We start from the raw sequence: 16,203 nt of genomic DNA on the forward strand, positions 1-16,203 counted from the left end.
GGTTACACATCCACGTTCAGCCACCTTAACTCGATCCCCTTCATGACCGCCTCCTGGCGGGAGGACACACTCAATTTCTCGAACAGATGGGAGATCATATATTCGACATTGCGCTGGCTCATGAAAAGCCGGTCCGCAATGTCTTTATTTTTATGCCCCTGCGCGATCAGCTTCAAGACGGCTAATTCTTTATCCGTTAACGTCCGGTTAGCGGCCCCGGCCTTTGAGCCCGGGCCGAGGGAGCGGCTATCTTTGGTTCTCAGCTGCTTGGCGAGATGAAGGGGAAGAACCGTTAATTGCTGCATGGCTAGCTGAAGACTACCGATAAATTCCGGTTCGCCGAGCGATTTCTCCATAATGCCGGTTACCCCGATCTCGATCAGTCTGTCGTAATGCTCCGAGATGTCCTCGCCGGTCAAAATGACAATGGTCGCAGCCGGATGGCGCTGCAGGGTCGCTTCCGACAATTCGAAGCCGTTCATCCCCGGCAGCTTCAGATCAAACACGAATAGATCGAAAAGGGCTTGATCCATCCGGTTCAGTGCTTCCGCTCCGCTTGATGCGATTGTCACGTTGAAGCCGTGTTTTTCCAATATGATGGCGGTTCCGGCCAAAAAGGTCCGGTGATCGTCTACCAATAAAATATGTTTCAAAACGGATACCCCCACATGACGCTCCTTTGAAATGATTTCAGTATACCATGCCGGACGTATGGATTCACCGCAACTGTCGCGAGCGAGACCGAAACAATCACCCTTTTCTGCCGAAGTTCGATTTGCGCGGATACGCCTCATTCTTTCGGTGAGCTTCCTATGAATGCCGTGTTACCGTAGAAGCATGAACACCGGGAAGGGGATACAAAAATGGAAAAGCGGTTGATCTATCTGGATTCGTTGAAAGTATTCATGACGGTGCTGGTCGTGCTTCACCACACGGCGATCATTTACGGTGGATCGGGAAGCTGGTTTTATTACGAGCATCAGGACGATGTTGTCGTTAACACGTTATTAACGATGTTTACGGCCGTCAATCAGTCGTTTTTTATGGGGTTGTTTTTCTTCATATCCGGTTTTGTGACGCCTGCTTCTTATGATCGTCATGGGGCAGGCCATTTCCTGAAGTTACGCCTGTTCCGGTTCGGCATTCCGCTGTTATTCTACATGCTGGTGATCGCTCCTCTTCTGCAGTATGTTGCCTCCGGATATAACGGTTCTCTGGGTACCTTTATACAAGAAGAAATAATCCCCAATCCACTTCAAGGTGTCATTGCTTTTGCTGTGGGGCCGTTGTGGTATTTGGAGGCGCTGCTGCTGTTCTTTGCCGGGTATGCCGGGTTTCGCAGGCTGACCGCAGGCAAATGCCGCGGCAAACGCATCGCCTTGTCGCCGAGTTTGATAGCCGGCTATGTCGTAGCCGTTGCGGCAACGAATTTTGTGATACGTTTGGCATACCCCGTCGGAGAAGATGTTTTGAATTTGCAGTTGGCCTATTTCCCGGCTTATATCGGCTTGTTCATGGCGGGCGTTGCTGCCTATCGCGGGCAATGGCTGCAGCAGCTCACCAATGACTCGGCGCGGAAATGGAAGTGGGTGGTCGTAGTGCTGATCATTTTGATGGCTGCAGGGATGGCGCTCGGAGGAGCAATGGAAGGAGATATCTCCATGTTTATGGGAGGAATTAGTTGGCAATCGGCATTCTATTCCATGATTGATCCGCTGATGGGTCTGGGCATTTCCTATGTACTGTTGGTATGGTTTCGCGAGCGTTGGAGCGCGGCAACGAAGTCAATCGGATGGCTGTCCGCCAACGCCTTTCTTGTGTATATCCTTCATGCGTTGTTCGTCACCTACGCGGCCTTTGCGCTTCGTGATCTGGGTTGGAACCCGATGATGAAATTCATATTGGCCGGTTGTGCCGCGGTCCTTCTTTCCTACACGGCGGCATCGCTCATCCGGCGAATCCCCGGTGTCAAGAAGGTGGTTTGAACATCGTATGCGGACACCAAGCTCGAGGGTGAAACGGAACGGCGGGTATTGCAAGCCAGCCAATTTTAAAGTTGTACAAAAGTATACTATTGTCGGCAATCCGCAGAGGACGACTGCGTCGGGCAAGCTGTGCAGCGTCCACCCTTGCGAGGGTTACGAGGGCGGTGCCGGCCCGACGCCAGGCTATAGTGATAAGATTCGAGTAACAATGGACAAGTTTCGCACATTAAAACTAGGGCTGTGGCAGGTCGCGGTAAGGCACGCTGTTGCAGCCCCATCCGGTTTTTTGGCCGCCGAGTCCGCCTTGTTTGCTTGTGTCAGCCAAATTGCGATTGGACCGACTCATTTCTCGAGAATCACTCACAGAAAGGAGGAAAATAAAGAGAAATATCGAATTCAATACTTCCTAACCGGACAGCTCATGCTCCGGTCTTTCTAGAGAAGTTTTGTAATCCGTGATTGTATCGTGTAGCTATGGAGGAGTTTCAATGATTATAAGCACAGACTTGAGAGATCGTTCGCTTGGGTCAAAAATCGGACCAACGAAATGAAGATGGCGGTACTAGGGAAGTATCCCTGGGCCGCCATTTCTTGATTCCGGTCTATAGTGATCGTTGGCAATGAGCTTATGTCCGCCCATTTTTTGCAGCTTCTTTTCGGGCAGCTGCGCTAAGCCCTGGAAGCGGAACAAAAGCGATGGAATGGCCCTTCTGTACGGCGGTGGGGGCGACTCCGGTAAATTTTTTGAAGATGCGATGGAAATAAGATTGCTCGCAGTATCCGAGATGATCGGAAATTTCCGCAATTGTCATGCCGCCCCCTTTCAACAATTCGCAGGCCACGGATACTTTGACCTGATGAATGTAATCGATGGGCGTTTGTCCCAGCATTTCCTTGAATATTCTCGTAACGTGGTTCGGGGATCGGTCGATGTGATGCGCCAAGTCGGACAGCTGAATCGGCTTGCAATGATTGTGCACGATATAGTTTTGCAGTCTGTTGATCAAGTCCTTTTTGACGGCTGAGCTATGTTTGTGCCGCGCATCGTGAATCAATCTCCCGACCAACTCGAGTAAGATCCCTTGGCAGATCAGATGCCCCCCGTGCACTTGATCGAACCATTGCATCAGAAGCATGGAGAAACGCTGCCTGAAGTAGTTGGCGTTGTGCATGCTCCATTTGAATACGACGTGTTCGCGCAATACGTCCAAGGCTGCTTCCGCCTCACCTGAAGCAGTGAAGTGCGCGGAATATTTCTGATGCGGGCCTTTGGCATCGTTTTGGCAGGAACGTATCGTGCCGGAGGGGATAAACAGAACGTCCCCTTCGTGAAGCTCGAGCACTTCTTCTTTTACTTGGTATATAACTTTTCCGCCTGAAACGAAGATCAGAATATGGTGATAAACGGGCTCGTCACGGATTTGCCATTTCTCGATGCGGTCGTCGTACAAGACGGATTTCAAAGTAAACATGAGAGCAATCTACCTCTCCCTCTCCAAACCGGAAAGCGATTTTGTCCTTAACGGGGTAAGGTGCTTATTCTATTCTACGTACGAGTTCAATGTCCTTTTTCATCGGATGCAATTAATAAAAGGGTTGAATCGTTCAAAAAGAATCGCTAACGTTCATGGATATTGAAATCGCGATCGTGATAAATTGGAGGTAAGTTTAAGGCAGAGGGGGTTTCGAATATTGAGTGAAAAAATAAAGATCATTGACTGCGATGTACACAATTCGCTAAGAAGCGAAAGAGACTTGCTGCCCTACTTGCCTGATGCGTGGAAGGACCGGGTAGCCCAATCGGGACTCGGCCTGATGTACTCCGGGTACTACTCTCCCGTCGGCGTCGGACGGCAAGATGCGATGCCTCCGGGCGGCGGCGGCGTCGGATCGGATCCGGATTTCGTCATCAAGCAGCTGATGGAGCCGTATAACATGGAATACGCGATTTTGACCGGCAATTTGTTCAGCGTATCGGTAGGCCATGATCCGGATTTTGCAGCTGTCGTGGCTAGCGCTTATAACGATTATTTGATCGAACATTGGCTCGACAAAGATCCCAGGTTCAAAGGCTCCCTATTCGTCGCTTTGCAGGACCCGCAACTAGCCGCCAAAGAAATCGACAGGCTCGGTTCCCACCCAGGCTTCGTCCAAGTGGTGAGCAGCAGCGCTTCCCGAATGCCGCTCGGCCAACGGTATTATCATCCGATCTATGAAGCGGCCGAGAGAAACGGTCTGCCAATCGCGCTCCATCCCGGAGCGGAGGGGGCGGGACAGGCCAATCCGCCTACGGCGGCGGGTTATCCGACGTGGTACATCGAATGGCATACTTGTCTTTCGACGACATTCATGGCGCATCTCACCAGTCTAATATGCGAGGGCGTATTCGAGAAATATCCGCGTCTGAAATTCGTATTTATCGAGGGCGGCGTATCATGGCTGCCGCATCTGATGTGGAGGCTCGATAAAAACTACACGGCGCTGCGTTCTCAAGTACCTTGGCTGAAAAAAATGCCGAGCGCTTACATTCGCGATCACTGCTTCTTCACGACTCAACCGATTGAGGAGCCGAGCCAACCGTCCCATCTGAAGCATATTTTCGAAATGATCGACGCGGAGCACATTTTGCTTTATTCCAGCGACTACCCGCATTGGGATTTCGACTCTCCCGATCACATTCTGAGATGGTTGAAGCCGGAAGAGCGGAGACGCATTTTTTACGAGAATGCCAAGCAGTTATACAAGCTGTAGAGAGGAAGGCACCATGACTGTACATGTTGTAGGCACTGCCGATCAGATTGGCGAAGGAGAATATCGCGTATACGACGTCTCGGGTCGTTCCATCGTGATTTACAATATACAGGGAGAATATTACGCGTTATTGAACTACTGTCCTCATCAAGGGGCTGAAATGTGCAAAGGGCGGGTGTGCGGGACGAACTTGCCCTCCGATGTATATGAGTATGCGTTCGGGCGAGTTGGCGAAATCGTCAGATGTCCATGGCACGGCTGGGAATTCGAGATCAAAACCGGTAAATCGCTCGTCCGCGCAAATATGAGGCTGCTCCGCTATGAGGTTGTCCTCGAAGACGGCAAGCTAGTGGTAAAGATATAACGTTGAGTGCCAAGTGGAGTAGAGGTGAACATGCAGCACGAAATGAAAACGTTTACATTTGTATTGCTGCAGCGATTATGCGATTTTAGGAAGAAAGCGAACGACTTAAAAGGGGGACAAGCACGTGGCGATCTTATCGAAAAAAATGGGAATGGTGCCTTTATTGTTCATGCTGCCGCTTGCCGCTTGCGGCAAATCAGACAGCGGTTCCGCAGGTAATATACCTGGCGCGCAGATACCACCGGCGGAAATTGTTTTCTACGGGGGCTCGACTCAGCCGAAAGATTTCTTCGATAAACAGTACGGAGAATTGCTTTATAAAAAATTTCCTCAGCATACGTTCAAGTATATTCAGATGCCCAGCACGAACCTTCAGGAAGGTACGGCCAAGCTGCTGGCGGAAGGCCAGCGGATCGATATTTTCTATAATAATATCGGGATTTTCGAGAATACGCTGTTTTCGTTCGGGATGCAGTACGATATGACCGATCTGATGAAGAAGCATCAGGTCGATCTGGGCCGGCTGGAGCAAGAATCGATCAAAGCGATGAAGCAGTTTTCCGGAGGAAAAACGTACGGCGTTCCGGTCACCGATATGAAATTTGTATTATTCTACAACAAAGATATATTTGATAAATTTGGCGTCGCTTATCCGAGAGACGGCATGACGTGGGATGAGGCGATAGAGCTTGGCAAGAAGCTGACGAGATTTGAGAACGGCATTCAGTATGTCGGTTTGAGTACGTCCCCCAGTCAATTCATTGCTCAGAACCAGTTGTCCATCCCGATAGTCAACAACCAGACGGAGCTGCCGACTATAAATACGAACGCCGGCTGGCGCAAGCTGTTCGATGCGCTGTTCGTGCAGCCGATGCAGGATAACGGCGTTCGCAGCAAGATTGGAACATTGAAATCGATACCGGCCAACGATGCGTTCGTGACGAAGCAAGATTTGGCGATGTATGCGTACAACATTGCCATCTATATCAGCCCAAGTTTAATTCCGGCCATGCAGCAATTCAATTGGGATATGGTTACGGTGCCCGTCTTCCCCGAAGCGCCGGGAGTCGGTTCGCAGACGACCCCGTTTTACTTCGGCTTGACCAACATGACGAAAGAGAAGGACGCCGCCATGGAAGTGTTGAAGTTTATGATTTCGGACGAGTACCAGAGCTGGGTTTCCCGGCGCGGCTTGATTCCGACCTTGATGACCGAGGAAACGAAGAGAGAGTATGGGAAGGAAACGGCTTTTCTGGATAAAAATTATGCCGCCCTCTTCAAGTACAAGAACGCGCCGATCCCGCCTTACGCGGATTATACGTTCTCGGTGAACAGCGTATATGCGGCTTCCGCATTGCCAGTGGCGAATGGTACGAAAGATATGAATACGGCGTTCCGCGAAGCGGAGGAGCTGGCACTCAAACGGATCGAAGAAGCCAAGAGGAACAGAACGGCAAAGTAGACGAAATGCGAAAGGTCAAATCGCGGGATTCGCCCATGCGGGAGCTAATCCCGCCCGGACTGCCGGTATATATTCGATCGATTTGTAAACGATTTCATTTTATGTTGTAGGAGGAATGCACGATGGACGATAACCATGTAAAGATGACAGGGCGAAGCGCGGAAGAGACACAAATAGGACGAAACGGCACGATCAGCAGAAGAGCAGTGCTGACTTCGCTTGGTATGGCAGGGGCTGCGGTCATCGGCTCGTCGCTCGGTTCCACTCATGCCAACGCCGCGTCCGTATTGGAATCCGTATACGGAGACAAAGCCAAGAAACCGGATAAGCCGCCGAAAGAACCGCAGTTGATGGACTGCTGTAATACTGCGGTTCTGAAAAGCGTGCTTGATCTTCTCGCCGCACCGAAGACAATAGATACGCTGTACATCTTGCAGGGATACCACGCGATTATGGATTATGGCGGCGGCCTGTTCTATTGGAACCCGGGCAAGCCGAAGAGCGAGCATAACGGCGGAACCGTAATAAGTCCGACTGTTCCGTGGGACGGATCTCGCGCCGATCTTTCCAACTTTCTCCTTGGCGTTGGCGAGACTCAGCCAAACGGGCTTGGATGCTTCTGTCGTCCTGAACTCGAATGCTATCCGGTACAAATGTTCGGCGCGATTGCCGATTGGGATGGAACAACCGGGTTCGATAACCGGCTAGTTATAGAAACAACAGTCAAGTCTGTTTATAAGACGGTGATCCCGAAGGGGGATTATGGGGTCGGCGCCGCGGGATCCATCTTTATCCAAGGCTACACCGGCAAGCGAATCGAGGGTGAAGGAACGCTTCACAAGATGGGCCGCAAAGGAATTTTTTCGTTTAACACTTGCACGGACATTGCGATCAGCGGGATTAGCATGGATGGACAGATCGTCCGTGACGAGGTTGAAGGCGGCAACATATGGGATGGCACACGTCCTGCCCTCAATTATGCGTTTGCAGTTTCCTTTGCCAATTGCCACCATTGCGAGGTAAGCGGTACCCGCATCTATGATTTTGCTTGGGATGGGCTGGTCGCACAGGGGACAGTCGCGGTGGGCGGCGAGACGGCCACGCTCTCGACCGAGATTGTTTTCCGCAACAATAGGATTAGCTCGATTCGCGGGAGTCAGATTTGGCTTAAAGCCGTTCACGGGGCGGATATTAGCCGGAACAAGCTGTATAACCCGACCGACTTCGCACAGAAGGCCAATGCGGTATTTCTCGTGGAGTGGTGTGAGGAAGTGACAGTAGCGCACAACCGGATGAACTTCATCGGGGACAACGCGGTCGGCATCGGCGAAATGCTGAACAATAATGCATTTGCCCGTAACAAGCGCATTACCGTCGATCACAACCTGATCAAAACGACCCGTTACCACTCCATCTTGGTAGCCCAGGGCGAAGATATCGACGTTACGCATAACATCATACACGAGGCCGGAGCCAAGTCCATTATGCCGGGCAACAACTCGGTCGTTCTCACCGCCGCGATTACAATTATGGCCGGAGGCGTATCGCCCAGCAATGCGAGGGTTTCGGTCCGAGGCAACACGATCCGGGATCCGTATGAGTATGGAATTTATGGATTTGATCGACCTGGTACCTCTTATGCCGCGTCTTCCGAAGACATCTGTATAGAAGGCAACACGATAACCGGAGCGGGAAAGCTGCCTGCGACAACCCGACTGGCAAGCGGCGGTATATTGACCCAATTCCAGAAGGCGGTCAAAATCGGCAGCAACGTCATAGACTACATCACGGGCGACGGAATCCGCGTATTCGGCGATGCGGTAATATCCGGAAACGTGCTGTCTCAGTTGATTGGACTCGGCATTAACGTGCCGGCCGACACGATCTGGGGCAATACGGATCTCAGTTCGGCTCTAACCTTCAACATTGTCAGAGATGCGACACGAACAGGGATAAGCGTGGCAGGTCGCGATCAAATAACATTAACCGGCAACACGACTATCCGATGCGGCAGAGACGTAAATCCGGGAACGGAGAACATAACGACAGCAACCCAATACGCCGGCATTTCTACATACAACGTCAAGTTCGTACAGAGCGGCGGCAATCAAATGCGCGAATGCGGCTCCAGCGGCTTTGTGTCTCGACTGTGCGACTATGTGCATGATACGGGTTCTACAATGTCGGAGAACGGCCAAGTATTTACCGTAAATAACTTGAGGAGCGGAGCCTATCTGGAAGGCAGCGCAACGCGACTGGTCAAGGCGTCATTCCTGCTGCCGCAAGGCGATGGCGGCACAACACAGTATTACCCGATCCGCATCCTGTACGCCGACCCGTCGGCAGTCGCAGTTGACGGCCGGTTCACCAATCATACTGGCGCCAGTCTCGGAGTCAACGCAAAATCTCTGATCAACATTCCATAACAAAGCAGAAGAAGTATATGCCTGCGCCAAAGGAAATCCCCCGACCCATTAGCAGATCAATCATGGAATAGAAACCCGATTGCGGCAGTATGCCTAATATTCATTCGGGAAATGGCTGATGAAGGAACGGGGCTTCCACGGCCTTTGAATTGTGATATGGGACGTTCCGTATTTTATCGCATGACGAAAATACAAATAGGCTAACCAGAAGCTTCTGATTAGCCTATGAATACGAAGCGTATAATTTTTCAAGCTTCACTCTTCCACAATTTCCGCCTTCAAATCGCTTGCAACCTCAACCATCATGGGGATCACCGCTTCATTGGCGCCAGATACGTAGATGTCTCCCTGATAATGCCGGAATGGAATCATCGCAACACCGCAGCTCCACATGAAAAAGTCACCTTCAATGGACATACTGGTGGAGCCCTTCATTGTAAACACGGCTGTGTAGGAAAAATCAGGCTTGGACGAAAAGTACTGTTTGCACTCATCCAAAGTTATGGTTTGCTCCGCATGGTTGTTTACCTGAAGTGCTCTTGTAATACGATAGCGTTTACTCATGAAAAGTGCCTCCAATATCATTCGGTTCCTATAGTTTCCCATGACTAATATTCTAACATGCTGGCTAAAATTTCACTATCCTATCCGCTGCCTTTAGAAGTTCGAAGGGAGGACGATAAAACACGTTTTTTTGTGGAAATGTTCAATGGCGGTACAGGAACTGTTATGTGCTACTTCATCATCAGCCTTCAAGTTACGACTAGGCTCGGATGAATGTTGGCATATCCAGAATTCAGTATAAAATTTTTTTATTTAAAATACCTGTAGCCTTAGTTGTGGCAAGAGTAGTATTATACGATTAGATGATTATCGAATTAGAATATCATCTAATTTTATTCCGAGAAATTCAGCAGGAGGCCGGTATAAATGAGTACTACTTTCTTTCTTGTAAGGCATGCTATAAAAGAAATGGCGATTGGAGATGTCCCAATTACTCCCAAAGGTATATTGCAAGCACAAGCAACGGCTCGAAGATTTTATAATTTACCGATAACAACCATAGTTACAAGTCCACTCCGAAGGGCGAAAGAAACTGCCACATATATTGCATTAAAAACGAAATTAACTTTTTATGAGGATAGTCGATTGCGAGAACGTGCTAACTGGGGTGATTTACCCGAACAAACATTTGATGAGTTTGTCGCGATGTGGGAGCGATGTACACGTGATCGCGACTATATACCACCCGTAGGTGATTCTGCGCAACAGGCAGGTGAACGTTTATCTTCGTTTTTATTAGAATTGGCAATGAAACATCCGTCTGAAAGTAACATTGTTATTGTTACTCATGGAGGATTAATAACTGATTTTCTGGTCCATACATTTTCCGAGAACCAACTAAATGTTCGGCACCCTGATTTTGTGTCAGTACAAAGCGACCTTATTCCTGAGTGCTCGATCACAAAGCTAATTTATGAAAACGGAAATTACAAATTAGATTTCTTTGCATCAGTAGAACATTTAAAATCATGAGAATGCTTTCCTCGATCGGGGCGACCTATTAGCAAAAGCATTTCAAGAAACGGAATCAGCGGCTGCTTCAATGACGGGGGTAGGCAATTAAAGGGGGGAATGGGCGTTCCCGCTAACATGACAACAACCCACTGGCCGTTGACCCGATCGATAGCGGACACCATACCATGCGGCATCAAAGTCCGATTGAAGTCCGGCGTAAATCGAGGGCTTATTAGTTATCGGATCAAGTTCTAGACATTTGGAGACGACCAGAACTTGATCCGATTGCCGACAAGAACAAGAATAGGAAGGAGGGGGTGAAGATTAGGCTATAAAATGATATGCAACAAGATCACCGCATCGTTGATCAATACGTCTCATACACAAGCGTTCGATCCATCACAAGCTTGCGATTGAATACGACATAGATATACAGTCGTCCTGCATCCGTATCCCCCGCATCATAACCGATGCGAACCGTCCCGTCCTCCTCAACTACTAACCCGCTGTATACGAGGTCTGTTATTTGCTCCTCGGGGTGCTGTTCGGCAATGAACTGGAGCGCCTGCTCCTGCAGCGCATCCATACGTTCCCAAGTCTTCTTGATAGCGGAGACATGCGAGCCAATCGCTACCAAATGCAGGCTACTATCCTCCCGATGAAGGAAAGTCTTTAATCTTTCCATTAACATAGCCATCGCATCCGATCTGCCGGATCCTTTACTCTGCCTCCTGGGCTTGCCGCCACTGGCTCGGACTCATGCCGTACCGCTTCTTGAACTGCCGGCTGAAGTAATGGATGCTGGGAAAGCCGTTCGTCTCGGCAATATCTTTGACTGTCAGGCTTGTATTGGTCAAATAGCTTTTGGCCGCATTCATGCGCAATTCCTGCAAATATTGGTATGGGGTTGTCCCCGTGTGCCCCTTGAAGAGGCGAATCAAATAGGAAGAGTCCAAATGAGCCCGCGAAGCCAGCGTTTGCAGCTTCACTTCGTGCAAATAGGCGGTCTCCATATATTGCATCAAATCTTGAACAAGCTGTTTGTTCGGATTCGCTTCCGCAGGCTCCGGATTTGCGGTATCCGACTGGCGTTGCTGCTGGAGCGCCGCGGAAATTTGGAGGAAAAGCTTGCTTACATCGTGCAGGACGATCCGCTCGCGCAATTCGCCGTGCCGAGATAAGCTATCGTTATTCATTATGGCCGCGATGGAATCGGCCGTCGAGCCGATCAGTTCGGCAAGCCCGGGCACGCTTGAAGACAACGCTTCGTCGTCGCTCTGCTTGCGGTTCCATGCAATCGCTTCGCCGACGGAAAGGAACGAAGCGGCCTCCGTAAGCGGCCCCGTCCCTTTCTCCAGCTCCAAGTACCAGTATGCGGCCGAATCGCAATGCTTGTAGAGTTGGTGCGGGACGTTGTCCGGGATCAGAAACAGTGTACGGCTCCCGGAGCGGAATGATTCGTTCATGAATTCGAGCGTCATTTCTCCACGGGTAATGCACAATATTTCGTAGTACGGGTGAGTGCCACCGCCCACGCTGAATTTCTTATTGTCGTCCACTACATTGTGATAAGTGCGAATGATCATCGTATCCCGCCCATTCCCGTCAAGTCGTAATAGCTTTACTATAAGGTACTGGGTAGAGGCGTGTAAACTGGATTAACGCACGACGACAGAGGTGCTGACCGTAGATCCGTGCGAATCGCGTACGTTAATGAAATAGGCTTTGGCTTCCTGCGGAAGGCGAATATAGACGCGCTTGTCCGACCGGTCCAGCGAACAATCGGCCGTGATCCATTCGCATTGCTGCCAGTTGTCGCAATTGCCCGTATAGAATATCTCTGCTTGAACCGGATCATTCCCGTCGGCGGAATCGTAGGCCACCCAAACGTTCCCATCGTTCTCCGAAGGTTCGCCCAGGCGCAGCAAAGATTCGCCGCCGAGAACGATACTATCCGCGAACGCATATATTTCGGCCGGCTTCCAGCCGAGCGGGTGAGAATGTCCGAGACGGGGATAAATGCACATGCCAGACCGTTCGATTCCATTTTTGGCGCAAGCATACGATTTGCTGAAGATATTCATGCCGAAATGAGGGTCGTAGAGCCAATTCACCCACAGCATGGGCATCGCCACGCGGGACAAATAAGCGGACGGTTCGGTCAACCGTTTGACCGATTCGGCGCTTGCTTCCCCCATATCCACGAATCGCTGCCCCCATTGATTGTGGGCTTCGTACAAATAGCCGCACCCGTAAACGGGGATGCCGAAGGCGAACCGGTTATCGATTCCGGCGACAAGACTGGTGACGATGCCGCCCCACGATATTCCCGTTATTCCGATCCGTTTCGGGTCTACGAGCGGCATGCCGCGAAGGAGAGTATGGGCCAGTATTACATTGGCGACGGCATGGTACATCCACTGATCGTCTATCGGCAGATCGCAATCCAGAAAAATCCCTTCCCGCGGAGGACCTGGCATTGTATGGCCGAGTCGCTTCGTCTCTCCCTCCGACTTGTCGGGAACATTTCCCTCCAAATCCATCGCAATTGCGGCGTATCCCCGTTTCATCCATAAATTCACCCATTCTTCATAGGCGGTGCCCCCGCCACCATGAACGAGAACGATCGCCGGCACTTTCTCGTTGTCCGTCACTTCCGGCAATCCGTAATGGGCGAAGACGCGCGTTTCTTTTCCCTTAAAAGGCAGTCCTTCATAAAAAATCGAGTGAATGCCGTTCGCGGTCTTCACGTCGGACGGATAAATTCGCGGGGATCGATGCAACTGCTGCAAGTTCCATGGCGAAATAAGCGGTCTGTCCATCCCGATACCTCCTGGCGTATGATTATAGTGGGAAGGATCGCCCTTCCTCTTGCTGCTAATTTATCAAAATAGAGACCGCTTGTATTTAGTTTTTATTCGGATATCGATCTCCCGCAAACACCGACGATCATGTCCGATTTGTACATAATTGATCTTTGCCTTCGCGTTGGAGACGAGAGTAGGCAACGAAATCCTTTTCCGGTCGCGGGGAAAAGTCATTTTTGTACAAATGAAGGCGGGAAGCGCGACTTTCATACCGTTGAATTGCCGGATTTATACCAAATACAGATGCTGTCTCATGCAGTAATCTTAATGTGCAAGCGCTTAACCAAAGTGCAAGCGGGGTTGCAGAGAGATGATAAGGGGGTGGCGGGGAAGGGAAAGGCCTGCTGCGGGTTAGTGCAAGAATGCAAAACAAATCGGTTACGGGAGGTTCTACGATGAACAAAATAAAACAAGCGGCGCTTCTCACAACGTTCATGTTGTCGGTCGGCACGGTGTTGGCAGGCTGTGGCGACGGGCCAAAGGAAGCTGCGCCTGCGCAACCTGCGGAAATCAACAAACCGGTTACGATTACGGTATTTAATCCATCCAACTATTCGGAGTATTTATGGAATAACTTATGGGTGGAGCCAATCAAGAAGAAATATCCGCACATTACACTCGTCCATATCAAAAATGAGAAAGGGTCGAGCTTGGCCGATCTGGTGTTGGCGAATCGGGTGCCGGACATCATTCAAGGATCGGGAGTCAAATCGACATTCGAGTATAACGATCTGGGCATCCTCGACGATATGACGCCGCTGATGAAGGCGAACGGATTCGATCCCGGCGGGATCGATCCAATAAGCATGGACAACTTAAAGATCGATAAAAAAGACGCAAAAATTTACGGGCTTCCCGTAGGGCAAGGCCATGCCGCCTTATATTACAACAAAGACCTGTTCAACAAGTTCGGGGTTGCTTACCCGAAAGACGGGATGAACTGGGATGAAGTGTACGAGCTGACGAAAAAAATGACCCGCACGGATGGAGGCGTCAAATACCGCGGATTCGATTTTGTCGCAGATTTCCAAATCCCGTACAATCAGTTGTCTTTGCCGTTTATCGACAATAAGACCGACAAAGCGAACGTCCAAACGGACGGTTGGAAAACACTGTTTGCGGCTATGAAGAAGTTTTACGATATCGACGGCAACAACCCGGGAGCGCTGCCAAACGTGTTCAATCCTTTCCTGAAAGACAAGACGGTCGCGATGTTCGCCGTACCGAATATTTTGAGTCCTTTGATCGAATCGACCCAAAACGGCCTGGATTGGGACATGGTCACCTTGCCAACGTTCGCAAGCGGTCCGAAGACGGGAATACAGCCGGTTGTATCGGGTCTGTACGTCTCCAAGACGAGCCAGAACAAAAATGAAGCGTTCAAGGTCGTGGCGCATCTGCTGTCCGAAGAGATTCAAACCGAGCGCTCCCGGATCGGCGAGCCATCCATTTTGAAAAAGCCGGAAATCAAAAATTCGTTCGCTACGGAGATGCCGCATACGAAAGGAAGAAACGTTGTCGCCTTCGTATCCGGTATGCCGGCCCCTTCGCCGAGCTCGGTAACGAAATACGATGCCTTGGCCGGTACGGAGATGGTGAAGAAATTCAAGGAAGTCGCCTTCAACGGAAAAGATATCAATACGGCGTTAAGAGAAGCCGAAGAGATCATTAACAAGAAGATCGACGAGGAAAAGGCTAAGAAGTAGAGAGCCGCTTGAGTTCAAACGAAATGCCGGGGTCGGGATGCCGGCTGCGTTAAGACTAAACAGAGGTGATAAGCTTGGGTTTCGAAATAAAGCTCCAGGAGTATGTTTTTGCGGATGACGTTTCATTTGAGAGCTGTCATGCATCAACGTTGATTGCGATTCCGAACGGCGACCTTGTGGCGGCTTGGTTCGCCGGTACGCGCGAGGGGGCGGACGATGTGGCGATCTGGTCGTCTCGTCGCACGGAAGGAGGCTGGACGCCTCCTGTCAAGGTAGCGGATGAAGAAGGGGAGCCGCATTGGAATCCGGTTCTGTTCCAAGAAGGGAACGGAAAAGTATGGCTGTTCTACAAAGTGGGAAAAACGATCAGAAACTGGAGAACGATGTATATCCTTTCCGAGGATGAGGGCATAACGTGGACCGTTCCCCGATTGCTGGTCGAAGACGACTCCGGCGGTAGAGGACCGGTCAAAAACAAACTGATCGTATTGCAGGATGGCACATGGGTAGCCCCCGCATCCCTTGAGCTGGATACATGGGACGCATTCGCCGATTTGTCGTACGATAACGGGATGACGTGGGTAGCCAGCGAGAAGGTGGCGCTGCAGCAGTCTGAAGTTGCAGCTTCCGCTGTTCCTGTCAAACCGGTCGAGGTTGCCGTTTCGGACGGTCCCGTATCCCTTGTCGCGGAGACGTCTCTCCAAGGAAAGGGAGTCATACAGCCGACCTTATGGGAATCGGAGCGCGGCAAGGTACACATGCTATTGCGCAGCTCTACAGGATATATATTGCGCAGCGATTCGGCGGATTGCGGGAAAACATGGTCGGCTGTCTATTCGACCGAGCTTCCGAACAATAACAGCGGCATTGATCTTGTCCGGATGGACAACGGCGCCTTGGCGCTCGTATACAACCCGGTCGGCCAGAATTGGGGCAAAAGGACGCCGATCGTCATCAGCTTATCCCGCGATAACGGTGCGACATGGGGAGAAACGCTTGTACTGGAAGACGCTCCAGGAGAGTACTCTTATCCGGCAATCGTTTCGGTCGGCAATGACGTGTTCGTAAGCTATACATGGAAAAGAAGCAGAATTGTCTTTTGGCAGCTGACCGTGACGGCTTGA

14 protein-coding genes are annotated in these 16,203 nt (G+C 50.6%); 8 read left to right on the plus strand and 6 right to left on the minus strand.

The annotated features are described in order from the left end of the window. Positions 1-2: 2 nt before the first annotated feature. Entirely contained in the window at positions 3-653 is a 651-nt protein-coding gene (locus FE784_RS03480) for a response regulator transcription factor (protein ID WP_176705939.1), read from the minus strand. Between the two features lie 210 nt (positions 654-863). On the opposite strand from FE784_RS03480, the gene FE784_RS03485 reads away from it, so the two are divergent. After that, positions 864-1,985 (plus strand): acyltransferase, encoded by a 1,122-nt coding sequence (locus tag FE784_RS03485; RefSeq protein WP_139600723.1) that lies wholly within the window; start codon positions 864-866, stop codon positions 1,983-1,985. A 626-nt stretch (positions 1,986-2,611) separates the two neighbouring features. Here FE784_RS03485 and FE784_RS03490 read toward each other — a convergent pair. Next, on the minus strand, positions 2,612-3,457 hold the full coding sequence (locus FE784_RS03490; protein WP_139600724.1) for a helix-turn-helix domain-containing protein: 846 nt from the start codon (positions 3,455-3,457) through the stop codon (positions 2,612-2,614). A 220-nt stretch (positions 3,458-3,677) separates the two neighbouring features. Here FE784_RS03490 and FE784_RS03495 point away from each other — a divergent pair, with 220 nt between their 5' ends. The 4 genes from FE784_RS03495 to FE784_RS03510 all read left to right on the plus strand — a co-directional run bounded on the left by FE784_RS03495 (position 3,678) and on the right by FE784_RS03510 (position 8,988). Further along, the gene (locus FE784_RS03495) at positions 3,678-4,736 is read left to right on the plus strand and encodes an amidohydrolase family protein (protein WP_139600725.1); all 1,059 of its coding nucleotides are present in this window, start codon (positions 3,678-3,680) and stop codon (positions 4,734-4,736) included. 13 nt (positions 4,737-4,749) lie between these two features. Next, positions 4,750-5,100 carry a Rieske (2Fe-2S) protein gene (locus FE784_RS03500; protein WP_139600726.1) on the plus strand — a complete coding sequence of 117 codons (351 nt, stop codon included), beginning with the start codon at positions 4,750-4,752 and terminating at the stop codon, positions 5,098-5,100. Between the two features lie 124 nt (positions 5,101-5,224). After that, positions 5,225-6,562, plus strand: coding sequence for an ABC transporter substrate-binding protein (locus FE784_RS03505; protein WP_139600727.1), 1,338 nt, complete (start codon positions 5,225-5,227; stop codon positions 6,560-6,562). Positions 6,563-6,684: 122 nt separating this feature from the next. After that, complete coding sequence (locus FE784_RS03510; protein WP_139600728.1) at positions 6,685-8,988, plus strand: right-handed parallel beta-helix repeat-containing protein; 2,304 nt, start codon at positions 6,685-6,687, stop codon at positions 8,986-8,988. Between the two features lie 255 nt (positions 8,989-9,243). Here FE784_RS03510 and FE784_RS03515 read toward each other — a convergent pair whose 3' ends face one another. After that, a complete protein-coding gene (locus FE784_RS03515) occupies positions 9,244-9,552 on the minus strand; it encodes a hypothetical protein (RefSeq protein WP_139600729.1) in 309 nt (102 codons plus the stop codon). A gap of 366 nt (positions 9,553-9,918) precedes the next feature. Between FE784_RS03515 and FE784_RS03520 the strand changes: the two genes are divergently transcribed. Next, positions 9,919-10,524, plus strand: coding sequence for a histidine phosphatase family protein (locus tag FE784_RS03520; protein ID WP_139600730.1), 606 nt, complete (start codon positions 9,919-9,921; stop codon positions 10,522-10,524). A gap of 349 nt (positions 10,525-10,873) precedes the next feature. On the opposite strand, the gene FE784_RS03525 is transcribed toward FE784_RS03520, so the two are convergent. The 3 genes from FE784_RS03525 to FE784_RS03535 all read right to left on the minus strand — a co-directional run bounded on the left by FE784_RS03525 (position 10,874) and on the right by FE784_RS03535 (position 13,328). Then, positions 10,874-11,143 (minus strand): hypothetical protein, encoded by a 270-nt coding sequence (locus FE784_RS03525; protein WP_139600731.1) that lies wholly within the window; start codon positions 11,141-11,143, stop codon positions 10,874-10,876. Between the two features lie 82 nt (positions 11,144-11,225). Next, a complete protein-coding gene (locus FE784_RS03530; RefSeq protein WP_139600732.1) occupies positions 11,226-12,092 on the minus strand; it encodes a helix-turn-helix domain-containing protein in 867 nt (288 codons plus the stop codon). Positions 12,093-12,164: 72 nt separating this feature from the next. Next, positions 12,165-13,328 (minus strand): alpha/beta hydrolase family protein, encoded by a 1,164-nt coding sequence (locus FE784_RS03535; RefSeq protein ID WP_139600733.1) that lies wholly within the window; start codon positions 13,326-13,328, stop codon positions 12,165-12,167. Positions 13,329-13,768: 440 nt separating this feature from the next. On the opposite strand from FE784_RS03535, the gene FE784_RS03540 reads away from it, so the two are divergent. Continuing rightward, positions 13,769-15,079, plus strand: a complete 1,311-nt coding sequence (locus FE784_RS03540; RefSeq protein ID WP_176705941.1) for an ABC transporter substrate-binding protein — start codon at positions 13,769-13,771, stop codon at positions 15,077-15,079. 65 nt (positions 15,080-15,144) lie between these two features. After that, positions 15,145-16,203 carry a sialidase family protein gene (locus tag FE784_RS03545; protein ID WP_425465526.1) on the plus strand — a complete coding sequence of 353 codons (1,059 nt, stop codon included), beginning with the start codon at positions 15,145-15,147 and terminating at the stop codon, positions 16,201-16,203.

Origin of the sequence: Paenibacillus hemerocallicola, assembly GCF_006265175.1 — a bacterium.
Taxonomy (GTDB): domain Bacteria; phylum Bacillota; class Bacilli; order Paenibacillales; family NBRC-103111; genus Paenibacillus_AB; species Paenibacillus_AB hemerocallicola.